Annotated in this window: 19 protein-coding genes and 1 riboswitch; of the genes, 4 read left to right on the top strand and 15 right to left on the bottom strand. The window is 70.7% G+C overall.

The window, feature by feature from the left end:
• Nucleotides 1–122: 122 nt before the first annotated feature.
• From MRBLMG1_RS33020 to MRBLMG1_RS33040, 5 genes are all read right to left on the bottom strand, one after another.
• A complete protein-coding gene (locus tag MRBLMG1_RS33020; RefSeq protein ID WP_367827818.1) occupies nucleotides 123–1343 on the bottom strand; it encodes a hypothetical protein in 1221 nt (406 codons plus the stop codon).
• A gap of 48 nt (nucleotides 1344–1391) precedes the next feature.
• Nucleotides 1392–2417, bottom strand: coding sequence for an NlpC/P60 family protein (locus MRBLMG1_RS33025; RefSeq protein ID WP_367827819.1), 1026 nt, complete (start codon nucleotides 2415–2417; stop codon nucleotides 1392–1394).
• Between the two features lie 196 nt (nucleotides 2418–2613).
• Nucleotides 2614–3651 carry a C40 family peptidase gene (locus tag MRBLMG1_RS33030; RefSeq protein ID WP_367827820.1) on the bottom strand — a complete coding sequence of 346 codons (1038 nt, stop codon included), beginning with the start codon at nucleotides 3649–3651 and terminating at the stop codon, nucleotides 2614–2616.
• Nucleotides 3652–3908: 257 nt separating this feature from the next.
• A complete protein-coding gene (locus MRBLMG1_RS33035) occupies nucleotides 3909–5273 on the bottom strand; it encodes an NYN domain-containing protein (protein WP_367827821.1) in 1365 nt (454 codons plus the stop codon).
• A gap of 33 nt (nucleotides 5274–5306) precedes the next feature.
• A complete protein-coding gene (locus tag MRBLMG1_RS33040; RefSeq protein WP_367827822.1) occupies nucleotides 5307–5549 on the bottom strand; it encodes a hypothetical protein in 243 nt (80 codons plus the stop codon).
• 158 nt (nucleotides 5550–5707) lie between these two features.
• Between MRBLMG1_RS33040 and MRBLMG1_RS33045 the strand changes: the two genes are divergently transcribed.
• The gene (locus MRBLMG1_RS33045) at nucleotides 5708–6442 is read left to right on the top strand and encodes a rhomboid family intramembrane serine protease (RefSeq protein ID WP_367827823.1); all 735 of its coding nucleotides are present in this window, start codon (nucleotides 5708–5710) and stop codon (nucleotides 6440–6442) included.
• Nucleotides 6439–6720 carry an Lrp/AsnC family transcriptional regulator gene (locus MRBLMG1_RS33050; protein WP_017238849.1) on the top strand — a complete coding sequence of 94 codons (282 nt, stop codon included), beginning with the start codon at nucleotides 6439–6441 and terminating at the stop codon, nucleotides 6718–6720. The genes MRBLMG1_RS33045 and MRBLMG1_RS33050 overlap by 4 nt, the downstream gene beginning before the upstream one ends.
• A gap of 71 nt (nucleotides 6721–6791) precedes the next feature.
• On the opposite strand, the gene MRBLMG1_RS33055 is transcribed toward MRBLMG1_RS33050, so the two are convergent.
• The 6 genes from MRBLMG1_RS33055 to MRBLMG1_RS33080 all read right to left on the bottom strand — a co-directional run bounded on the left by MRBLMG1_RS33055 (nucleotide 6792) and on the right by MRBLMG1_RS33080 (nucleotide 13990).
• Nucleotides 6792–8192 carry an aminotransferase class V-fold PLP-dependent enzyme gene (locus tag MRBLMG1_RS33055; RefSeq protein ID WP_367827824.1) on the bottom strand — a complete coding sequence of 467 codons (1401 nt, stop codon included), beginning with the start codon at nucleotides 8190–8192 and terminating at the stop codon, nucleotides 6792–6794.
• 226 nt (nucleotides 8193–8418) lie between these two features.
• Nucleotides 8419–8535, bottom strand: a riboswitch (SAM riboswitch).
• Nucleotides 8536–8622: 87 nt separating this feature from the next.
• Nucleotides 8623–9687 (bottom strand): anthranilate phosphoribosyltransferase, encoded by a 1065-nt coding sequence (gene trpD, locus MRBLMG1_RS33060; protein ID WP_367827825.1) that lies wholly within the window; start codon nucleotides 9685–9687, stop codon nucleotides 8623–8625.
• Nucleotides 9688–9817: 130 nt separating this feature from the next.
• Nucleotides 9818–11440: a cytochrome b gene (locus MRBLMG1_RS33065; RefSeq protein ID WP_367827826.1), complete on the bottom strand. Its 1623-nt coding sequence runs from the start codon at nucleotides 11438–11440 to the stop codon at nucleotides 9818–9820.
• Nucleotides 11437–12489, bottom strand: a complete 1053-nt coding sequence (locus MRBLMG1_RS33070) for a Rieske 2Fe-2S domain-containing protein (RefSeq protein ID WP_367827827.1) — start codon at nucleotides 12487–12489, stop codon at nucleotides 11437–11439. The genes MRBLMG1_RS33065 and MRBLMG1_RS33070 overlap by 4 nt, the downstream gene beginning before the upstream one ends.
• Complete coding sequence (locus MRBLMG1_RS33075) at nucleotides 12486–13295, bottom strand: c-type cytochrome (RefSeq protein WP_367827828.1); 810 nt, start codon at nucleotides 13293–13295, stop codon at nucleotides 12486–12488. Before MRBLMG1_RS33075 ends, MRBLMG1_RS33070 begins: the two co-directional genes overlap by 4 nt.
• A 74-nt stretch (nucleotides 13296–13369) precedes the next feature.
• Entirely contained in the window at nucleotides 13370–13990 is a 621-nt protein-coding gene (locus MRBLMG1_RS33080; protein WP_367827829.1) for a cytochrome c oxidase subunit 3, read from the bottom strand.
• A 202-nt stretch (nucleotides 13991–14192) separates the two neighbouring features.
• On the opposite strand from MRBLMG1_RS33080, the gene MRBLMG1_RS33085 reads away from it, so the two are divergent.
• On the top strand, nucleotides 14193–14594 hold the full coding sequence (locus MRBLMG1_RS33085; RefSeq protein ID WP_367827830.1) for a hypothetical protein: 402 nt from the start codon (nucleotides 14193–14195) through the stop codon (nucleotides 14592–14594).
• Between the two features lie 5 nt (nucleotides 14595–14599).
• On the opposite strand, the gene MRBLMG1_RS33090 is transcribed toward MRBLMG1_RS33085, so the two are convergent.
• From MRBLMG1_RS33090 to coxB, 4 genes are all read right to left on the bottom strand, one after another.
• Nucleotides 14600–15853 carry a L,D-transpeptidase gene (locus tag MRBLMG1_RS33090; protein WP_367827831.1) on the bottom strand — a complete coding sequence of 418 codons (1254 nt, stop codon included), beginning with the start codon at nucleotides 15851–15853 and terminating at the stop codon, nucleotides 14600–14602.
• 122 nt (nucleotides 15854–15975) lie between these two features.
• A complete protein-coding gene (locus tag MRBLMG1_RS33095) occupies nucleotides 15976–16374 on the bottom strand; it encodes a cytochrome c oxidase subunit 4 (RefSeq protein ID WP_367827832.1) in 399 nt (132 codons plus the stop codon).
• Nucleotides 16371–18107 (bottom strand): cytochrome c oxidase subunit I, encoded by a 1737-nt coding sequence (ctaD, locus tag MRBLMG1_RS33100; RefSeq protein WP_351898566.1) that lies wholly within the window; start codon nucleotides 18105–18107, stop codon nucleotides 16371–16373. The genes MRBLMG1_RS33095 and ctaD overlap by 4 nt, the downstream gene beginning before the upstream one ends.
• On the bottom strand, nucleotides 18104–19069 hold the full coding sequence (gene coxB / locus MRBLMG1_RS33105) for a cytochrome c oxidase subunit II (RefSeq protein ID WP_367827833.1): 966 nt from the start codon (nucleotides 19067–19069) through the stop codon (nucleotides 18104–18106). Before coxB ends, ctaD begins: the two co-directional genes overlap by 4 nt.
• A 669-nt stretch (nucleotides 19070–19738) precedes the next feature.
• Between coxB and MRBLMG1_RS33110 the strand changes: the two genes are divergently transcribed.
• A complete protein-coding gene (locus MRBLMG1_RS33110; protein ID WP_367827834.1) occupies nucleotides 19739–21130 on the top strand; it encodes a cysteine desulfurase/sulfurtransferase TusA family protein in 1392 nt (463 codons plus the stop codon).
• The last annotated feature ends 204 nt before the right edge of the window (nucleotides 21131–21334 follow it).

Below are 21334 nucleotides of genomic sequence, written 5' to 3' on the forward strand. Positions count from 1 at the left end.
TTCCTGCCAGAGAGTCATCGATCCTCACGTAAAGTGCTGTTGCGAGGGTCTTGAGGTTTGTCGTCACAAACGAACCAACGAGACCCTCGCTTCATGCGCCCGCAGACTTCGGACTTATTCGTCTAGGCCCCGCCGAGCCGCTCCCCCAGGTACGTCCGCCAGTCGGCGGTGAACCGCTCCGGAGTGGTGTGCAGGACGTCCTGGAGAGCCTTCTCCACCGCGCCCTCGCGGGCCGGGTGCGCGCCCACGGCCCGGTAGAAGGCGGTCAGCTTCCCGGCGCCCCAGCGGTCGGCGATCAGCTCGCAGGCGAGCCAGCCGCCCTCGTAGGCCCGTGCGAGGGCGTCCGCGTCGCCGCCGAAGGCGAAGTCGGCGTCGTCCGGGAGCCGGGCGGGCGGCTCGCCCGCGCGGACCGCGCGGCGGAGCTCGGGCGCGGCCTGGGCGGCGGTGCGGCCGGTGCCCCGGTAGGCGACCCAGTCGGCGAAGCCCTCGGAGAGCCAGACCGGAGTGGCCTTGGTGGTCTGGACGCGCGTGGCGACATGGGTCGTCTCGTGGGTGAGGACCAGCTGCCGGCCGAAGGCGCCGAGCACCGCGTACGCCTCCGGGTTGACGATCACCCGGTCGGCGGGCGCCAGCGGGCCGCCGCCCGTCTCGCCGGTCGTGACGGCAGCGATCCCCCGGTAGTTCGCGGCCGGCCCGCCGAGGAGCCGGCCCATCGCCTCGACCGACGACGGTACGAGGACCACGATCCGGCCCGCCCAGTTCCCGCCCCAGGCGTCGCCGACCGCGGGTACAGCCCGGTCCGCCGCGGCCGCGATCTCCCGCAGCCGCTGCGTGCTCTGCCCCACGCCGAGGACGAGGCTGCGGCGGCCGGTGACCGTCTCCACCTCACCCTGCTGCCACAGCTGCTGCGGGGCGCCCTCGGCGGCGCGGTCACCGGTGACGTACCAGCGGCCGTCCCGTTCGACGAGGTCCAGGATCCGCTCGGTGGTGGCGGGCCCGGAGTCGTAGCCCTTGATCCGGAATCCCAGCTCGACCTCGGCGGTGGCCCTGCCCTCGCCGGTCCGGTCGACGTCGGTGACCCGGTAGTCGAGGCCGCCGAGCGGGATCTTCGCGAGGCGGTCGAACTCGGTGCGCGCGGCCGGCGCGAGCAGGGGGTCCAGGGCGGAGAGGTAGCCGGCCTCGTCCCGGTCGAGCAGCGCCCGCGCGTGCCGGTCCAGCAGGGTCTGGATCTCCCGGGGCGACGGGTCGGCCGGCCCGGGGGCCGTGCACCCGGCGAGGGCCAGCACGGCGGCCGCCGCGCACGCGACCGCGCCGCGCGCCGCTCCACTCCCCTGACCTGCCACGCCCCCGATCGTACGGTCGAATCGGCGGGCGCCGCCTCCGGCCCGGTCTCAGACCCGGGTCACCGTGACGTGGGACATCATGTTCACCGGGTCGTAGCGGACCCGGGCGCCCGGGTAGGGGGCGTGGATGACCTGGCCGTTGCCGGCGTAGATCGCGACGTGACTGGCGTCGCCGCGGTACGTGACCAGGTCCCCGGGCTGCGCCTGCGACAGCGGCACCTGGCGGCCCGCGTACCGCTGCGCCGAGGAGGTCCGCGGCAGGCTGATGCCGGCCTGGCGGTACGACCAGACCATGAGGCCCGAGCAGTCGAAGGCGGAGGGCCCGGTCGCCCCCCACACGTACGGCTTGCCGATCGCGCTGCGGGCGGCGATCACCGCGGCGGCGGCCCGCGAGGAGGCCGGGCCGAGGTCGGCGAGGGGCGGCAGCTCCTCGGCGGGACCGACGTCCCGGCCGCCGTCGCGGGACGCGCGGTCGAAGTCGGCGCGCTCCTCGGCGGTGAGGGAGGCGAGCACCCGGCGGGCCTCGGCGAGCTTGCGCTCGACGGTGCGCTTGTGGCGGGCGACCTCGGCGCGGCTGCGCTCCAGTTCGCCGAGGGCCGTGCGGGCCTCGGTCCGCTTCTGGTTCAGCCGGCGCTGCTCCCGCTGGAGTTCGCCGAGCGCGGCGCCCTGGCGGGCGGTGGCCCGGTCGAGGGCGGAGGCGCGGTCGAGGTAGCTGTCCGGGTCCGAGGAGAGCAGCAGCGCGAGGGCGGGGTCGATGCCGCCGGAGCGGTACTGGGCGCCGGCGACCGAACCGAGCGCGCCCCGCATGCGGTTGATGCGCTCCTGGCCGCGGGCGAGGCCGTCACGGGCGTCGGCGACCGTGCGGCGCAGGGCGTCCGCCTTCTCGTCCGCGCGGTTGTAGCCCTCGGTGGCCTTCTCCGCCTCCTCGAAGAGGCGGTCGACCGTGGCACGGGTGGCCGCGGACCCCTCCCCGGGGTCGGCGCTCGCGGGGACGGCCCCGAGGGACGCCGCCGCGGTGGCCACGGCGGCGGCGGTGAGGACGGTGACCCGGGCGGGTCGGCGGTGGGACGCCACGAATCGCGCTCCGTTCGTGTCGACGCGGACTGGCGCGGCAGACAGTAGCCGCTGATCACTCCGCGTCCAACGAACCCGCCGGGCACACAAAGTGACGCCCCGCCGGAGAACACAGGTCACCGGCGGGGCGTCAGGTCAGCGTGCGTCGCGGCGAACCACCCGATTGGGCGCCTTGCCGTGGCGGTTCGTGGGGGCGTCAGCTGCCGATGCGGACGCCGAACTGGAACGAACCCATCGTGTTCATGGACTCGTAGCGGACGTAGGCGCCCGAGTAGGGGGCGTGCAGGACCGTGTTGTTGCCCGCGTACAGGCCGACGTGCTGCAGGCCGTTGAAGAAGACCAGGTCGCCGGGCTTGAGCTGGCTGCGGCCGATCTTCGTGCCGTCGTTCTGCTGGGTGTAGGTGGTGCGGGTGAGGTTGATGCCCGCCTGGCCGTACGCCCACTGGGTCAGGCCGGAGCAGTCGAACGAGCTCGGGCCCTCGTGGCCGGAGACGTACGGCATGCCGACCCGGGTGTTGGCGGCGGCGAGGGCCGCGGCGCCGAAGCCGTTCGACGGGGCCTCGTTGCCCAGGTTGACCCGCTCGCCGGCGTCGCGGCTGGCCCGCTGCTCCTGCTGCTGCAGCTTGGCCTTCTCGGCCGCCGTGAGCGTGTTGAGGAGGGTGCGCGCCTCGGCCAGCTTGGCCTGGAACTTCTTCTTCTTGTCGCCGAGGGTCTTGCGGACGTCCTCGAGGTCGGCCAGCTTCGTGGTGGCCTCGGCCCGCTGCTGGGCGAGCGTGCGCTGCTTGGCCTGGATCGAGGTGAGCACGTCGGCCTGCTGGGCGCTCAACTGGTCGATCGCGGACGCCTTGTCGAGGTAGGTGTCCGGGTCGGCGGAGAGGAACAGCTGGAGCGCCGGGTCGATGCCGCCGGAGCGGTACTGGGCGCTGGCGACCGAACCGATCTGGTCGCGCAGGGTGTTGAGCTCCTGCTGGCCGCGGGCGACCTTGTCCTGGAGGTTGCCGATCTCCGTCTGCAGCTTGCCGCGGCGCTCCTCGGCGAGGTTGTACTGCTCCGTGGCCTCTTCGGCCTCGTGGTGCAGCTTGTCGACCTTCGACTTGACCTCGTCGATCTTGGGGTTGGCGGGAGCCGCCTGGGCGCCGGACTGGGCGGTGAAGGCCACGGCGGCGGCCGCGGTGACGGTGAGCACGGTCACACGGGCGCGGCTCGGCTGCTTGGGTCGACGGTGGGACGCCACGAAGGCGATCTCCTTCTTCCTCAGAGCCGCCCAACCGGTAAGGGGCAGGCGGTTCCTCCGCCGTCACCCCGGATGGGTGATCAACCGCGCGAAGGTTCGATGCCCGACCCTAGTGACCAAGCTGTGATCAGTTCAAATCCCACCGGCAAAAATATTGCTCACGCGGCACTTTGTTTACACCTACCGCACGGGCAGTGATGGCGACTTGACGGTCCGCCATCCATAATCCGGGCATAACACCCACTAGTTGCGATGCGTCACGAGAGGCGCGAAAGCCGCTTCAGCAGCAAGACGGACGCGACGGGCCGCGCACCCGCCTTCGCCACCCCGTCGGCCACCTCGCGGTCGGTGGAGACCACCACCACCGGCCGCCCCGGCGGCTCCGCCCGCACCAGCTGACGGATCAACTCGTCCGCCGTGACGCCGGGCTTGGAGAACAGCACACGCACCCCGCGCGGCGGCGCGAGCAGCACCGGGGCCGCCAGCTCCGCCCCGTCGAAGACACAGGTGACCTCGGCGCCCGAACGCGCCGCGAGGGCCGAGAGACCGCCGAGCAGCCGCAGCCGCTGCTTCTCCAGCGGCATGGTCGGATAGCCGGTCTTGGTGACGTTGTAGCCGTCGACGACCAGATGGGCCTGCGGCAGCGCGAGCAACTGGTCGAGCAGCGCCGGATCGGTCTCGGAGAGCGCCCGCGCCGCGATGTCCTTCGGGGACATCTGCCCCGGCTCCACCGCGTCCACAGTGTCCGCAGGGTGCACCGACACGGGCGGCAGCGCCAGTTCGCGGCGTAGCCCCTGGGCGGCTTCGAGCACCGTGTCCAGGAGCAGCCGCAGCCGCATGTCCTCCACCGAGCGCCCCTCGCGGGCGGTCCGGCGGCTCGCCTCCAGGGCCGCCTCGACCTCGCCGAGCCGCGCCTTGAGCCGCCTCGTCTCGCTCTCGGCGGACGACAGCTGGGCCGCCCCCTCGGCGCGTACGGCGTCGATCTCGCCCTGGACGCGCCGCAGCGCGGCCTCGCCGCGCTTCACGTCGCTCTGGGCGCTGCGCAGCTTGCGGTGAAGCGATTCCGCTTCCTTGCGGGCCGCTTCGAGGTCGTGCCGCAGCTGCTCGGTCTCGTCCCGGGAGCGGTCCCGGGCAGCCGCGAGCTCCTCGCGCAGCCGCTCCAGCTCGCGCCGGCCTGCCTCGTCGGCCCGCTCGGCGTCGGCCCGCAGGGCCTCCTCGCCCGCGGCGGCCACGAGCTTGACCCAGCCGGGCGGCCGCAGCACATAGGCGGCGGCTGCCACGTCGACGGGGTCGGCGGCGGCCGGCGGGGTGCCGGTCTCCACGGCGCCGGCCAGCTCGGGCTGGCCCAGCTTGAACCGCTCGCCGATCCGCTGCCGGAAGAGCGGGTCGCCCTCCAGGGCGGCCGCCATCGCGTTGCCGGCGAACTTGGCCCGCCGGCTGGCGGTGAAGCGCGCGTACTGCCGCAGGGGTGCGGGGAGCTCCGCCACGGTCAGTCCGCCGAAGGCGTCCGCGACCAGCGCGACGACCCGCCGCCGTACGCCTTCCGGCAGTGGGTGGTCGAGCGTCTCGGCAGCGTCACCTGCCGCGCCGGCCGGCCCCCCACCGTGCGCGGGCTGCTCCACGATCCGTCACCCCTATGTCGTCCGCACCGTCCCTCAGGAGGCGGCGCCCGGCCTGTCCACCAGTTCGATCTGGTCCACCGCGTTGCACCAGCGGCAGCGGACCGACTCGATGGTCTCACTGACCAGCTGCCGCTCCTCGACCGTCGGATCGCCCGCGAGGTCCAGATGGACGTACTCGACGACCTTCGAGGAGCGCGTCACGTCGAAGCGGGTCAGGTTGCCGCAGAGGGTGCAGCGCCAGCGGGTCTCGGCGGTCGGCAGGGGAACCGTCGTCATCGAGCCGTCCTTCTTCCTGTTGCGTGGTACCAGGTGCGGGAGCCGCGGTGCGCCGTCGAACTGCGGTCATCGTGCCCGTAACCCTACGGCCTCCCCGGTACCCCGGGGCACGGCGAGGCACTCTGTCCACTTCGGCCCCGGTACGCGATGATCTGTCCATGATCGACTGGCGAGGAGCGGCCCGCGGCGCCTGGCAGGGCACGCGCAAGGGACCCACGGTGACCTACGGCCTGATCGCCGCCTGCTGCCTCCTCTTCGTGATCAGTCCCGTCTCCGGGGTCAACCCGGTGTACGGCACGGGGGACGCGCTCCTGGCGGCGCAGGGCACGTACTTCCGCCGCTGGGGCGTCGTCCCGGCCGAGCTGATGGGCGGCGAGCCGCACGCCCTGCTCACCCCGCTCACCGCGCTCTTCGTCCACGGCAGCTGGCTCCACCTGCTGGGGAACATGCTCTTCCTCTACGTCTTCGGGGCCATGGCCGAGGAACGCATGGGCCCGGCCGGCTTCGCCCTCTTCTACCTGGGCACCGGCTACCTGGCGCTCCTCGGGTACGCGGTGGCGCACGCGGACAGCGAGCAGACCCTGGTGGGGGCCTCGGGGGCGATCTCCGGGGTGCTCGGGGGCTTCCTCTTCCTCTTCCCGCGCGCCCGGGTCACCAGCCTCTTCCCCTTCCTCCTCTTCCTGCCGCTGCGCTTCCCCGCCTGGATCGTCCTGATCTTCTGGTTCGTGCTCCAGTGGATGGCCGCGCGCGCGGCGGGGCCGGGTCCCGGCGTCGCCTACCTGGCCCACGTCGTGGGCTTCTCGGTCGGATTCCTCTACGCCTGGGGGTGCTACCGGGGTGGGGATAGAGTGAAGGCTCCAGCCGGGGCGCCCGAGGGAGAAAGCCAGCCGTGATCACCGCGATCGTGCTCATCAAGACCAGCGTGGACCGCATCCCCGAGATCGCGGAGTCGATCGCCGCGCTCGACAGCGTCAGCGAGGTCTTCTCGGTGACCGGCACGTACGACCTCATCGCCATGGTCCGGGTGCCCCGCCACGACGACCTGGCGGACGTGATCCCCGGCCGCATCAGCAAGATCCCGGGCGTCGAGGCCACGGACACCCACGTGGCGTTCCGCACGTACTCCCAGCACGACCTGGAGGCGGCCTTCGCCATCGGCCTGGAGTCCTGAGCCCCGGACCGCGCGACACATGAAGGGGGCCTCCCGTCCGGGAGGCCCCCTTCACCCGTACGAGTGACCGATCAGCCGCGGTCGGGGACGCAGCGGCCGTCCTCGGTGCGGTACTTCCACTGCGCGCCGTCCCGGACGAGCTCCTTCACCGCGCCGACGAACCGCTCCACGTGCTCGTCCGGCGTACCGGCGCCGAAGCTCACCCGGATGGCGTTGAGCGAACGCTCGCCGGGCGCGGCCTCGGGGGCGCCGCACTCGCCCGGGTCCTGCGGGTCGCTGCCGAGCAGGGTGCGGACCAGCGGGTGGGCGCAGAAGAGGCCGTCGCGGACGCCGATGCCGTACTCGGCGGAGAGCGCGGCGGCGAAGTGGGAGCTGTTCCAGCCCTCCACGACGAACGAGAGGACGCCCACGCGCGGCGCGTCGTCGCCGAAGAGCGAGAGCACGCGCACCTCGGGCACCTCGGCCAGGCCCGCGCGGACCGTGTCGATCAGGTGCTGCTCGCGGGCGACGAGGGAGTCGAAGCCGGCCTCGGTGAGCGCCTTGCAGGCGGAGGCGATCGAGTAGACGCCGATGACGTTCGGCGAACCCGCCTCGTGCCGGGCCGCGGTGGTGTGCCACTCCACGTCCACGCCACCGTCGGCCCGGCGGGCCACCTTGCGGGAGGCGCCGCCGCCCGCGAGGTAGGGCTCGGCGTCCTGCAGCCAGTCGGCGCGGCCGGCGAGGACGCCGGAGCCGAAGGGCGCGTACAGCTTGTGCCCGGAGAAGGCGATCCAGTCGACGTCCAACTCCCGCACGGAGAGCGGGTGGTGGGGAGCGAGCTGGGCGGCGTCGAGCACGATCCGGGCGCCGTGGGCGTGGGCCGCGGCGGCCAGTTCCCGCACCGGCCACAGCTCGCCGGTGACGTTGGACGCGCCGGTGACGCAGACCAGCGCGGGGCCGTAGGGGTCGCGGTCGGCGAGGGCCCGCTCCAGGGTCTCGACCGCCTGGGCCGGGGTGCGCGGCGCGTTGAGGTAGGTGACGCGGGCGTCCCGCCAGGGCAGCAGCGAGGCGTGGTGCTCGGTCTCGAAGACGAAGACCTGGCAGTCGGCGGGGACCGTGGCGGCGAGCAGGTTGAGCGAGTCGGTGGTGGAGCGGGTGAACACGACCTGGTCGTCGGGGCGGCAGTCGAGGAACTCGGCGACGGTGGCGCGGCTGTTCTCGAAGAGGTCGGTGGAGAGCTGGGACAGGTAGCCGGCCCCGCGGTGGACGCTGCCGTAGTAGGGGGCGTACGCGGCGACGTCGTCCCAGACCCGCTGGAGGGCGGGGGCGCTGGCCGCGTAGTCGAGCGCCGCGTACGTCACCTCGCCGCCGGTGACGAGCGGGACGGTGACGTCCCGGCCGAGGACGGGCAGCGGGGCCGCGCAGCAGGGGTCGGCGGACTCGGCGGCGGCGGAATCGACGGTGGTGACGGCGGTGTTCGGGCGTGCGGACATGGCGGTATCTCCCGGCGGGCGGTGCGGAATGGCTTCGGTGATCCCGTACGCGGCCGGATCGGCGGGGTACGGGTGATGCCTCGGAGACGACGGGGACGCACGCCGGTACGCGGGTACGCGGAAGTGGCCCTGTTCCGAGGGTGAAGAAAGGGGCGGATTCGCCCTATCGCATTCGCTTGCTCACGGAAAACGCTCCTCGAGAGACCAGGACCCCTGGTGTTCGAGGGGTCCGCGCTTGCCGTAGACCTCGCTGCCTACGGCCTGGTCATCACCCGGGGCACCCCGCCACGGACGGAGGGTTGCCGGACAGCAAGCCGGGGCCTAAACGCTGTCACTCGTGACCTGGAAAGCATCCTGCCACATGATCGCCGATGCGCAAGACCCCGGTCCGCATACCGGACCGGGGTCGTACGACCGAAGGGGGCGGCCGTCAGGCGTTGCTGGCGGCGATCCAGCGCTCCAGGCTCCGGCGGGCCGCGCCGGAGTCGATCGACTCGGCGGCCTTCGCCATGCCGGCGGCCAGCTGCTCCGCCAGGGTGCCCCGGCCGGGCTCAAGGGCCGTCAGCGCCGCCGCCGCGTTGAGCAGGACCGCGTCCCGGACCGGACCGGTCTCCCCCGCGAGCAGCCGGCGCGCCACGTCGGCGTTGTACGAGGCGTCGGCGCCGCGCAGGGCCTCCAGGGGCACGAGCTCGATGCCGACGTCCCGCGGGTCGAAGCGCTCCTCGGCGACGGCGCCGTCCCGGACCACCCAGACCCGCGAGGTGGCGGTGGTCGTGAGCTCGTCCAGGCCGTCGTCGCCGCGGAAGACCAGGGCTGAGTTGCCGCGCTCGGCGAGGACTCCGGCCACGATCGGCGCCATCCGCGGGTCGGCGACCCCGACGGCCTGGGCCTTCACCTTGGCCGGGTTGGTCAGCGGACCGAGGACGTTGAAGGTCGTCCGGATGCCCAGCTGGCCGCGGGCCGCGGCGACGTGCCGCAGCGACGGGTGGAACTTCACCGCGAAGCAGATGGTGATGCCGGCTTCCTCGGCGACCTCGGCGACCCGCCGCGGGGTGAGGTGCAGATTGATGCCGAGCTTCTCCAGGACGTCGGAGGATCCGGAGGCGGAGGACGCGGCGCGGTTGCCGTGCTTGACGACCTTCGTGCCCGTGCCGGCGACCACGATCGAGGCCATGGTGGAGATGTTCACGGTCTTGGCGCCGTCGCCGCCGGTGCCGACGATGTCCACGGCCGGGCCGGGCACCTCGATCACGTTGGCGTGCGCGTACATGGTCCGGACGAGGCCGGCGATCTCCTGCACGGTCTCGCCCTTGGCCCGCAGCGCCACCATGAACCCGGCGATCTGGGCGTCGGTCGCCTCGCCGCTCATGATCAGGTCCATCGCCCAGGCCGTGTCGTCGGCGGTGAGGTCCTTGCCGTCGAGCAGGCCGTTCAGGAGGACGGGCCAGGAGCGGCCCGCCGACGTAGGTCCTCCAGCGGGGGTCGCAGCGCTCATGGCAGCTCCTGGTGATCGTGACGTATACGCACCCACCCTATCGAGCCGGGGGGACGGCAAAGAGCCCCGTCCATCGAATGGACGGGGCTCTCGCCGTGGCGACCTTCAGGGAGTCAGGAGGTCAAGGTGATCAGTGGTGGCCGTGGCCGCTCTGGATCTCCTTGTACTCCTCGGCCGTCGGCTTGGCGATCTGGCTGTCGCCGCCGTAGTAGCCCTTGTTGAGCTTGACCCGGAGCTTCTCCAGGGCACCGACCTTGCGCTCCACGCCGTTCTCGTCGACGGCCGGCGGAAGCTCCGCCGCGTCGTACTGCTCGTGCGCGGTGAGGCGGTGCAGTTCGCCCTGGCTGAGCGGCTGGTGGACCTCGACGAACTCACCGTGCGGCAGGCGCTTGATGATGCCCGACTCGCGGCCGTGCAGCACCTTGTCCTTGTCGCGGCGCTGGAGGCCGAGGCAGATCCGCTTGGTGGCGACGAACGCGATGACCGGTCCGAGGAAGAAGAAGATCCGGACGAACCAGGTGATCGAGTTCAGCGACAGGTGGAAGTGGGTCGCCCAGAGGTCGTTTCCACCACCCACGAGCATGATCATGTACGCGGTGATCCAGGCGACACCGAAGGCGGTGCGCGTCGGAGCGTTGCGCGGGCGCTGCGCGATGTGGTGCTCGCGCTTGTCGCCGGTGATCCAGGACTCGATGAACGGGTACACCGCGATCGCGGCGAGAACCGCCGGGAAGATCGCCAGCGGGATCATCACGCCCAGGACCAGCGTGTGGCCCCAGAGGTTGATCTCCCAGCCCGGCATGACACGGATCAGACCCTCGGCGAAGCCCATGTACCAGTCGGGCTGGGCGCCGGTGGACACCTGGTCCGGGCGGTACGGGCCGATGGCCCAGATCGGGTTGATCGAGGCGATGGCCGCGATGACCGCGATGACACCGAAGACCAGGAAGAAGAAGCCTCCGGCCTTGGCCATGTAGACCGGCAGCAGCGGCATGCCCACGACGTTCTTGTTCGTGCGGCCGGGGCCGGCGAACTGCGTGTGCTTGTGGAAGAACACCAGGATGAGGTGCGCCACCACGAGGCCGAGCATGATGCCGGGCAGCAGGAGCACGTGGGCCGAGTAGAACCGGGCCACGAAGTCGCCGCCGGGGAACTCCCCGCCGAACAGGAACATCGACAGGTACGTGCCGAGGACCGGCACGGACAGGATCGCGCCCTGCATGAAGCGGACACCGGTGCCGGAGAGCAGGTCGTCCGGGAGCGAGTAACCGGTGAAGCCGGTGAACATGCCCAGGAAGAACAGCAGGAAGCCGAACAGCCAGTTGATCTCACGCGGCTTGCGGAACGCGCCCGTGAAGAAGACGCGCATCATGTGCACGAACATGCCGGCGAGGAAGATCAGCGCCGCCCAGTGGTGGATCTGCCGGATGAGCAGACCACCGCGGACCTCGAACGAGATGTGCATCGTCGAGTTGAACGCCTCGGACATCAGCTGTCCCTGGAGCGGGACGTACGGTCCGACGTACTCCACCTCGTTCATCGACGGGTGGAAGAACATCGTCAGATAGACGCCCGTCAGGATGATGATGAGGAAGCTGTAGAGGCAGATCTCGCCCAGCATGAAGGACCAGTGGTCCGGGAAGATCTTCCGCATGTTGGCCTTGGCCAGCGTGTAGATCCCCAGGCGTCCGTCGGCCCAGTCGGCGACCCGCTCACCGGCGGGCGCTTTCTTCGAATCGGTCACGGTGCTCATCCGCGCTCCCAGAAGGCAGGACCGACGGGCTCGTCGAAGTCGCCGAGCGCCTCCAGGAAGCCCTTGTCGTTCACGCCGATCCGCAGCTGCGGGAGGGCGTGACCGGCCGGGCCGAAGATGACGCGGGCGCCGTCGGAGAGGTCGAAGGTGGACTGGTGGCACGGGCAGAGCACGTGGTGCGTCTGCTGCTCGTACAGGGAGATCGGGCAGCCCACGTGGGTGCAGATCTTCGAGAAGGCGACGATGCCCTCGTGCGACCACTCGAGCTCGCGCTTGTCCTTGATGTCCTCCGGCTGGATCCGGACGATCATCAGGGCGGCCTTGGCGATCTCGGTCTGGAAGTGGTGGTCGTGCTCCGAGAGGCCCTCGGGCATCGCGAACGTCAGCGAACCGACGGCGACGTCCTCGGGACGCAGCGGCTCGTTGGTGTTCATGTTGATGAGCTGAAGCCCCTTGGCCCACATGGTGGTCCGGAGCTTCTTCTCGGGCAGCGGGCCCATGTCACGCAGCAGCACGAGGCCGGAGAGCGGGACGAGCGACAGCGCGCCGAACATCGTGTTGCGGATGAGCTTGCGACGGCCCATGCCCGACTCGGCGGCACCGGCCGCGAAGTCCGCCATGACCTTCGCCTTGGTCTCCGGGTCGGCCTGGATCGGGTGCCGCTCGTCCGCGATCTCGACGTCGGACATCAGGGTGCGGGCCCAGTGGACCGCGCCCGCGCCGATGAAGAAGAGAGCGAGACCGAGGGTCCAGCCCAGGGCGAAGTTGAGCGCGGACACCCGGCCGAAGGGCCAGATGTACACGATCTTGTCGACCGGGAAGATCACGTACGAGGCGATGAAGCCGACGGTGGCCAGCATCGACAGCGTGAACATGAAGGCGACCGCGCGCTCGGACCGACGGGCGGCACGCTCGTCGATGTCCTGGATGCGGGGCTTGTGGGGCGGGAGGCCCGGGTCGGCGAACGGGTCGTCGGCGACCATCACCGCGCCGTGCGCGGTGTCCTGCCCTGCCGGCAGGTTCTCTTCTGGAATCTCTTGGCTACTCATGACTTCTTGGCCTTAGCGGTGTGGGCCGCGACCCAGATGGCAACTGCGATCAGCGCACCCAGACCGAAGACCCAGGCGAACAGGCCCTCACTGACGGGGCCGAGGCCACCGAGCTTGAGACCGCCCGGGTTGTCGGCCTTGTCGCTGTTGACGGCCTGGACGTAAGCGATGATGTCCTTCTTCTCCTTCTCCGGCATGGTCGTGTCCGGGAAGGAGGGCATGTTCTGCGGGCCGGTCTGCATGGCCTCGTAGAGGTGCTTCGGGCTCACGCCTTCGAGGCTCGGGGCGTACTTGCCGTAGGTCAGCGCGCCACCCTCGCCGGTGAAGTTGTGGCACTGGGCACAGTTGGTGCGGAACAGCTCGCCACCCTTGGCGATGTCGGCACCGTCAGGGCTGTACTGGCTCTCGGTCGGCGTGATCGCACCGGCACCGAGAGAGGCGACGTACGCCGCGAGCTGATCGATCTCAGCCTGCGAGTAGATGACCTTCTTCTTCGGGACCTGCGCGCCCGGCTGCTGGGCCGGCATACGGCCGGTGCCGACCTGGAAGTCGACCGCGGCGGAGCCGACGCCGACGAGGGACGGGCCGTCAGAGGTGCCCTGACCGCCGGTTCCGTGGCAGCTGGCGCAGCCGACGGAGTAGAGCTTCTTGCCCTCCTCGATGGCGAGGGACTGGGCGGTTTCATCGGCCTTCGCCGTGCCCGCGGGCGCGAACGCGGCGTACAGCCCCCCCGTGGCCGCCAGCGCGAGAAGTAGGACGACGACCGCCGCCAGCGGATGGCGTCGTCGTGCGGAGAGCTTTTTCACGGATTACCCCGGTGTCAGGATCTTCTGCGTCGATGCTTGCTGGATGTCTCGGTCCGCCGTGTCGGCGGCGCCGATTACTTGATCATGTAGATCGTGGCGAAGAGGCCGATCCAGACGACATCGACGAAGTGCCAGTAGTAGGACACGACGATGGCGGCGGTTGCCTGCTCGTGGGTGAACCTCTTGGCGGCGTACGTCCGGCCCAGGACCAGCAGGAAGGCGATGAGACCGCCCGTCACGTGCAGGCCGTGGAAGCCGGTGGTCAGGTAGAACACCGAGCCGTACGGGTCGGAGGACAGCGAGAGGCCGTCCACCTTGACCAGTTCGGTGTACTCGAAGACCTGGCCGCCGATGAAGATCGCACCCATCACGAACGTGATGATGAACCACGTCCTGAGCTTCTTCACGTCGCCCCGCTCGGCCGCGAACACGCCGAGCTGACAGGTGAGGGAGGAGAGCACCAGGATCGTGGTGTTGGTCGCCGAGAAGGGGAAGTTCAAGGCCGAGGCCTTTTCCGCCCAGAACTCGGGACCCGTCACCGATCGCAGGGTGAAGTACATCGCGAAGAGGGCCGCGAAGAACATCAGCTCGGAGCTCAACCAGATGATGGTTCCGACGCTGGTGAGGTTCGGTCGATTGACCGACGGGTGCGCGTGCCCTGTTTCTACTGTCGTTACTGTCGCCACGACCGACATTATGTCGGTCGCTTATCCCGCCCTCACTCCGGGGGGTGCCGTTCGGAGTGTCCGGGGGTCGTGTCCAGCCCGAACGGCCCAGTGGAAGGGCCCCGGAGCACCCTTCGAACAGGTGTTGAACGGGTGTTGACGGGGTGTGGACCGGAGTAGCATCCGGCGCATCGATCGACGACCATCCCACGGACTTCCACGCGGAGGAACGATGCAGTCGAGTGCCACGGTCCTGCTCTACAGCGACGACGCGAACACCCGCGAGCAGGTACGCCTCGCGGCCGGGCGCAGGCCGGCGGCCGACGTTCCCCCGGTCGAGTTCGTGGAGTGCGCGACGCTGCCCGCGGTGCTCAAGCGCCTGGAGGAGGGCGGCATCGACGTCTGCGTCCTCGACGGCGAGGCGGTGCCCGCCGGCGGCATGGGCGTCTGCCGCCAGATCAAGGACGAGGTCTTCCGCTGCCCGCCGGTGCTGCTGCTCATCGGGCGCCCGCAGGACGCCTGGCTGGCCACCTGGAGTCGCGCGGACGCCGCGATCACCCTTCCGGTGGAACCGGTGGAGTTCGCGGCGTCCCTGGCGTCCCTGCTGCGCTCGCGCCTGTCGATCGGCGCGTGAGCCGGTCAGATCGACGGGCGTAGGCGGGCCTTCTCGGTGGGGGCGACCGGGCTTCCGGCGGCCTCCACCAGGGCGCTGCCCTCGCGCCACTTGTCCCAGGGCAGGTTCCAGTCGCCGAAGCCGTTCCCGAAGGTGTCCATCGTCTCGCCGATGCTGTTGACGACGCGGACGATGTCCCCGGCGCGGACGGTCTCGTAGAACCAGGCCGCGTTCCCGGTCGACATGCCGACACAGCCGTGGCTGACGTTCGCCACGCCCTGCGAGCCGACCGACCAGGGCGCGGCGTGTACGTACTCGCCGCTCCAGGTGACCCGGGTGGCGTAGTAGACCGGCAGGTCGTACGACTCCGAGCTGCCCTCGGAGATGCCGATGCTGGTGCCGCGCATCCGGACGTAGTACTCCTTGCCGAGGATCACTTTGACGCCATTTCGGGTGGAGAAGCCCGGTTTGCCGGTGGTCACCGGGATGGTGTTGATCACTTCTCCGTTGCGCTTCACGGTCATGTAGTGCGACTCGGCGTCGGCGACGGCTTCTATCCGGTCGCCGATGGTGAGCTTCAGGGGTTTGGACGCGCCGCCGTAGAGCTTGTCGCCGACCTTGAGGCCGTCCAGGTTGCCGGTGACCGTGACGAGGGCGCCGGCGGGCCAGTACTCCTTCGGGCGGAAGTGCAGCTTCTTGTCGTCCACCCAGTACCAGGCGCCCTCGACGAAGGGCGTGGAGCGGACCTTGAGGGCCCGTTCGACGACCGCGCGGGCGTTCCGGTCCTTGACGGGGAGGCTGAGTTCGGCCGTGATGGGCTGCCCGACGCCGTAGGTGCCCGTCTCCGGCCCGAAGGTCGCGGTGAGGGCCCGTTTGGCCGGAGCCGTCTCGAAAGTGAACGTACGGGCGCCTGGGGCGCCGTCGTCGTCCTCCGTGGCCACCCGGACGGTGTAGCGGGCGCCGGCCGCGAGGGCGGCCGTGGAGCGCCAGCGCTGCCCGTCGGCGGTGAGTTCGCCCGCGAGGTGGCGTCCTGACGCGTCGGTGGCGGTGACGTCGGTGATCCGGCCGTCGTCACCCTTGGCGGTGATCTCCAGGGGCTTGTCGGGGTCGGCCTTGGCTCCGTCGGCGGGGGCGCTGACCGCGAGCTGGTCCGCCGCGTCGTAGGCCTTCGCCGACAGCGGATGGCCGTCGGAGCCCGCACACGCCGTGGCGGCTGCGGTGACGGTGACGGCCAGAAGAGTGCAGCTCAGAACAGTCCGAATGCGCGGCGTGTCGTTCATGACTTCACGCTAAGGACTGTCCTCGGCACCAGCGCGCCGAGTGCGGCAAAAGAGGGGCCCGGACACTTCGATGACGAAGTGTCCGGGCCCCTCTGGGTGCTCCGGTGCGGAGCGGGGTACCGCTACTGGTTCTGGTTCTCGCCGCGGTAGAACTCGAAGACCCAGCCGAACAGGCCGACCAGGATCAGCGGGGCGGAGAAGTACAGGATCCACCAGCCCATCGCGACGCCGAGGAAGGCGAGCGCGCCACCGACGGCCAGCGAGAGCGGCTGCCAGCTGTGCGGGGCGAAGAAGCCCACCTCACCGGCCTCGTCCGCGACGTCGGCCTCCTTGTCGTCCTGCGCCATCGCGTCGACACGCTTGGCCGTGAAGGCCAGGTAGTAGCCGATCATGATGGACAGGCCGAAGGCCAGGAAGAGCGCCGTCGTGCCGACCGGCTCCTTGGACCAGACGCCGTAGAGGATCGCCATGGCAAGGATGAAGACGCTCAGCCAGATGAACATCTTGCCTTGGATCTTCACTTGCCGGCCTCCTTGCTGCCCGTGAGGGCCTCGGCCTCGTGCGGCTTGTTCTCGAGCTGGTCGAGAGCGGCGATCTCAGGGTGGTGCAGGTCGAACGCCGGCGATTCCGAACGGATCCGCGGCAGGGTGAGGAAGTTGTGCCGCGGCGGCGGGCAGGACGTCGCCCACTCGAGCGAACGGCCGTAGCCCCACGGGTCGTCGACCTCGATCTTCTTGCCGTACTTGGCGGTCTTCCAGACGTTGTAGAGGAACGGCAGGATCGACAGGCCGAGCAGGAAGGAGGAGATCGTCGAGATCGTGTTCAGCGCGGTGAAGCCGTCGGCGTCGAGGTAGTCCGCGTAACGACGCGGCATGCCCTCGGCACCGAGCCAGTGCTGCACCAGGAACGTGCCGTGGAAGCCGATGAACAGCGTCCAGAACGTCATCTTGCCGAGCCGCTCGTCCAGCATCTTGCCCGTGAACTTCGGCCACCAGAAGTGGAACCCGGCGAACATCGCGAAGACCACGGTGCCGAAGACGACGTAGTGGAAGTGCGCGACGACGAAGTACGAGTCGGAGACGTGGAAGTCCATCGGCGGCGAGGCCAGGATGACACCGGTCAGACCACCGAAGGTGAAGGTGATCAGGAAGCCGATCGTCCAGAGCATCGGGGTCTCGAAGGACAACGAGCCCTTCCACATCGTTCCGATCCAGTTGAAGAACTTCACGCCGGTCGGTACGGCGATGAGGAACGTCATGAAGGAGAAGAACGGCAGGAGCACGCCGCCCGTGACGTACATGTGGTGCGCCCACACCGTCACGGACAGACCGGCGATCGCGATGGTCGCGGCCACCAGACCGATGTAGCCGAACATCGGCTTGCGGCTGAAGACCGGGATGACCTCGGAGACGATGCCGAAGAACGGCAGCGCGATGATGTACACCTCTGGGTGTCCGAAGAACCAGAAGAGGTGTTGCCACAGCAGGGCGCCACCGTTGGCGGCGTCGAAGACGTGGGCACCGAACTTCCGGTCCGCCTCCAGGGCGAACAGCGCGGCCGCCAGGACCGGGAAGGCGAGCAGGACCAGGACACCGGTCAGCAGCACGTTCCAGGTGAAGATCGGCATGCGGAACATCGTCATGCCCGGAGCGCGCATGCAGATGATCGTGGTGATGAAGTTGACCGAACCGAGGATCGTGCCGAAGCCGGAGAAGGCCAGACCCATGATCCACATGTCGGCGCCGACACCCGGCGAGCGGACGGCGTCCGACAGCGGGGAGTAGGCGAACCAGCCGAAGTCGGCGGCACCCTGCGGGGTGAGGAAGCCGGCGACCGCGATGATCGAGCCGAACAGGTACAGCCAGTAGGCGAACATGTTCAGCCGCGGGAACGCCACGTCGGGCGCGCCGATCTGCAGCGGCATGATCCAGTTCGCGAATCCGGCGAACAGCGGCGTCGCGAACATCAGCAGCATGATCGTGCCGTGCATCGTGAACGCCTGGTTGAACTGCTCGTTCGACATGATCTGCGTACCCGGACGGGCCAGCTCGGCGCGCATGAAGAGCGCCATGAGTCCGCCGATGCAGAAGAAGACGAACGACGTGACCAGGTACATCGTCCCGATCGTCTTGTGGTCGGTGGTGGTCAGCCACTTGATCACGACGTTGCCGGGCTGCTTGCGCCGTACGGGCAGCTCGTTCTCGTACGAGTCCTCAGCTGCGGCGGCACCCTGGGTTTCGTTGTGGATGCTCACAGTTGGTTCTTCTCCGCATTCCTGGCCGGGTCCGTCTGCTCGATGCCAGACGGGATGTAGCCGGTCTGCCCCTTCTCGGCCAGCTCCTTCAGGTGCTGCTGGTAGCGCTCCGGGGAGACCACCTTGACGTTGAAGAGCATCCGGGAGTGGTCGACACCGCACAGCTCGGCGCACTTGCCGAGGAAGGTGCCCTCACGGGTCGGAGTCACTTCGAAGGAGTTGGTGTGACCCGGGATGACGTCCTGCTTCATAAGGAAGGGGACCACCCAGAAGGAGTGGATGACGTCACGGGAGGTCAGGACGAACCGGACCTTCTCGCCCTTCGGCAGCCACAGGGTCGGACCCGGGTTGCCGGTCTGCGGGTTCCGGTCGCCGGGGATACCGGCGTCGTAGACACCGCCCGCGTTCTCCGGGAAGTCCGCGAGGAACTTGTCCGGAATGGACGCGAGGTTCTTGTCCGTCTTGGCGTCGCCCTCGACACCGGGCACGTTCTCGACGTAGTTGAAGCCCCAGCTCCACTGGTAGCCGACCACGTTGACCGTGTGAGCCGGCTTCGGGGTGAGCTCGAGGAGCTTCGACTCGTCGCGTGCGGTGAAGTAGAAGAGCACCGAGACGATGATGAGCGGGGTGACCGTGTACAGCGCCTCGATGGGCATGTTGTAACGGGTCTGCGGAGGTACCTCGACCTTGGTCCTGCTCCGCCGGTGGAAGATGACGGACCAGATGATCAGGCCCCACACCAGGATTCCGGTGATGAGCGCGGCAGCCCAGGAGCCCTGCCACAGGGAGAGGATCCGAGGCGCCTCTTCCGTCACAGGGGTGGGCATGCCAAGGCGAGGGAAGTCTTCCCAGTTGTACGAGCAGCCCGTGGCTGTCGCCAGGATCAGGCCCGCAGTCAGCACCTGCGGCAGCTTCCGCCGCATCGGGCGCCGCGACGAGCGGTCGGAGCCGTTGGGACTCACGTAGCGCCTTCCCGAGAGTCTCGGCCCGCAGTGGTCGGCCACGGCCGTCCGTCTCGCTGGTCGGTCGCCGCCCCGGCCGCGGGCAGGGGTTTGGATGTTTATGCGGACCAAACCCTACTGGACGCTATTTGGGGTCGCGCGGGGAGGGTGCCCAACGCGCCGTCCGAGCCCCCGAAGGGGTGGACTCCACTGTTCCGCAGGGTGGTCCCACACCCCCGTTCGGCCGCCTGCCGACGCGCCGCGCCCCACTTCTGACGGGGCCTCACCACTCCGGCGGAGGGGGTGGGCGGGGGCGGTACGGGGAGGGGGCGGGGGGCCGTATGGGGAGGGGGCGGGTGGCCGTAGGGGGGTGGGGTGGGGGTGCGGGGCCAGGTGGGCGGGTGGGCGCGGGGGCCGGGGGTGTGGGGGCGGCTTGGGGAGGTGGGGTACGGGTGCGGGGGGCCGGGGCGGCCGTGGGCAGGAGCGGATCGGCTGGGTGGGGGCGACCCGTGGGGGGCCCGTGGGCGGGGGCGGCCCGTGGGTGGGGATGGCCCGTGGGTGGGGGTGGATCGGTTGGGCGGGGGCGGCCCGCTGGTGGGGGGCGACCCGTGGGTGGGGGGTGGCCCGCGGGTGGGGGGTGGGCCCGTGGGTGGGGGTGGGTCGGGCGGGGGCAGGGCCTACCGTGGGCGGATGCCGTACTTCGACGCCGCGTCCGCGGCTCCGCTGCACCCCGTCGCCCGCCAGGCGCTACTCGCATCCCTGGACGAGGGGTGGGCCGACCCGGCCCGCCTGTACCGGGAGGGGCGGCGGGCCAGGCTGCTGCTCGACGCGGCGCGGGAGGCCGCGGCGGAGGCGGTGGGGTGCCGTCCGGACGAGCTCGTGTTCACTCCTTCGGGGACACGCGCGGTTCACGCGGGAGTGTCCGGGGCGCTCGCGGGGCGTCGGCGCGTCGGAGACCGGCTCGTGGTGTCGGCGGTCGAACACTCCTCCGTCCTGCACGCGGGCGAGACCCACGCGGCGGCGGGCGGCACGGTGACCGAGGTGCCCGTGGGCAGGTCCGGCGCCGTGGACCCGGCGGTCTTCGCCGCCGCGCTCGACCCCGGCACCGCCCTGGCGTGCCTCCAGTCCGCCAACCACGAGGTCGGCACCGAGCAGCCGGTGGCCGAGGTCGCCGAGGCGTGCCGGGCGGCGGGCGTCCCCCTGCTCGTGGACGCGGCCCAGTCACTCGGCTGGGGGCCGGTCGAGGGCGGCTGGTCCCTGCTCGCCGCCAGCGCCCACAAATGGGGCGGCCCCGCGGGCGTGGGCCTGCTCGCCGTACGGAAGGGCGTCCGCTTCGCACCCCAAGGACCCGCGGACGAACGGGAGTCGGGGCGCGCCCCCGGCTTCGAGAACCTCCCCGCGATCGTCGCCGCGGCGGCCTCCCTACGGGCGGTACGCGCCGAGGCCGCCGCCGAGGGCGCCCGCCTCCGCAGCCTGGTCGACCGCATCCGCACACGCGTGCCCGAGTTGGTGCCGGACGTCGAGGTCGTCGGCGACCCGGTCCGCCGGCTCCCCCACCTCGTCACCTTCTCCTGTCTCTATGTCGACGGAGAGACCCTCCTGCACGAACTGGACCGCGAGGGTTTCTCCGTCTCCTCCGGTTCCTCCTGCACGAGCTCGACCCTGACACCCAGCCACGTCCTGCGCGCGATGGGCGTCCTGAGCGAAGGCAACGTCCGCCTCTCCCTCCCCGCCGGCACCGCCGCGTCCGACGTCGACCACTTCCTCGACGTCCTTCCCGGCGTCGTCGCCGCCGTACGCGACCGCCTCGGCGCCGCCCCCGCCGCCTCCACCGCGCCCCCCTCCGACTCCTCCCCCTCCCTCGTCGTCGACGCCCTCGGACGCCGCTGCCCCATCCCCGTCATCGAACTCGCCAAAGTCATCGGCGACGTCCCCGTGGGCGGGACCGTCACCGTCCTCGCCGACGACGCCGCCGCCCGGCTCGACATCCCCGCCTGGTGCGAGATGCGGGGGCAGCAGTACGTCGGCGAGACCCCCGCGGCCGGGGGCGGCTCGGCATACGTCGTCCGCCGGCTCTCCTGACCCCCCGGCGCACCCGCCCGACCACCCGCCCCCGGGGCACCCGGCCCCCTTCCCTGCGGGCCGCGCCCTGCCCCTGCGCGGGCCGCGCCCTGCCCCCTGCCCGGCCACGTCCGTCGCCCCCGCCCGCGCGGTTCGCGCCGCACCCCACCCCCACGCGGGCCACGCCCGCGGGCCGGCTCCGGGTAGGCCTGCGCCCCCGTGTGG

The organism is Streptomyces sp. LMG1-1-1.1 (assembly GCF_040815545.1).
GTDB lineage: Bacteria > Actinomycetota > Actinomycetes > Streptomycetales > Streptomycetaceae > Streptomyces.

Excerpts from the sequence above, each read along its gene's own strand:
- MRBLMG1_RS33040 (WP_367827822.1), bottom strand. The coding sequence starts at position 5,549 with ATGACGACGGTTCCCCTGCCGACCGCCGAGACCCGCTGGCGCTGCACC.
- MRBLMG1_RS33045 (WP_367827823.1), top strand. The coding sequence starts at position 5,708 with ATGATCGACTGGCGAGGAGCGGCCCGCGGCGCCTGGCAGGGCACGCGC.
- MRBLMG1_RS33055 (WP_367827824.1), bottom strand. The coding sequence starts at position 8,192 with ATGTCCGCACGCCCGAACACCGCCGTCACCACCGTCGATTCCGCCGCC.
- trpD (WP_367827825.1), bottom strand. The coding sequence starts at position 9,687 with ATGAGCGCTGCGACCCCCGCTGGAGGACCTACGTCGGCGGGCCGCTCC.
- MRBLMG1_RS33065 (WP_367827826.1), bottom strand. The coding sequence starts at position 11,440 with ATGAGCACCGTGACCGATTCGAAGAAAGCGCCCGCCGGTGAGCGGGTC.
- MRBLMG1_RS33070 (WP_367827827.1), bottom strand. The coding sequence starts at position 12,489 with ATGAGTAGCCAAGAGATTCCAGAAGAGAACCTGCCGGCAGGGCAGGAC.
- MRBLMG1_RS33080 (WP_367827829.1), bottom strand. The coding sequence starts at position 13,990 with ATGTCGGTCGTGGCGACAGTAACGACAGTAGAAACAGGGCACGCGCAC.
- MRBLMG1_RS33085 (WP_367827830.1), top strand. The coding sequence starts at position 14,193 with ATGCAGTCGAGTGCCACGGTCCTGCTCTACAGCGACGACGCGAACACC.
- MRBLMG1_RS33090 (WP_367827831.1), bottom strand. The coding sequence starts at position 15,853 with ATGAACGACACGCCGCGCATTCGGACTGTTCTGAGCTGCACTCTTCTG.
- MRBLMG1_RS33110 (WP_367827834.1), top strand. The coding sequence starts at position 19,739 with ATGCCGTACTTCGACGCCGCGTCCGCGGCTCCGCTGCACCCCGTCGCC.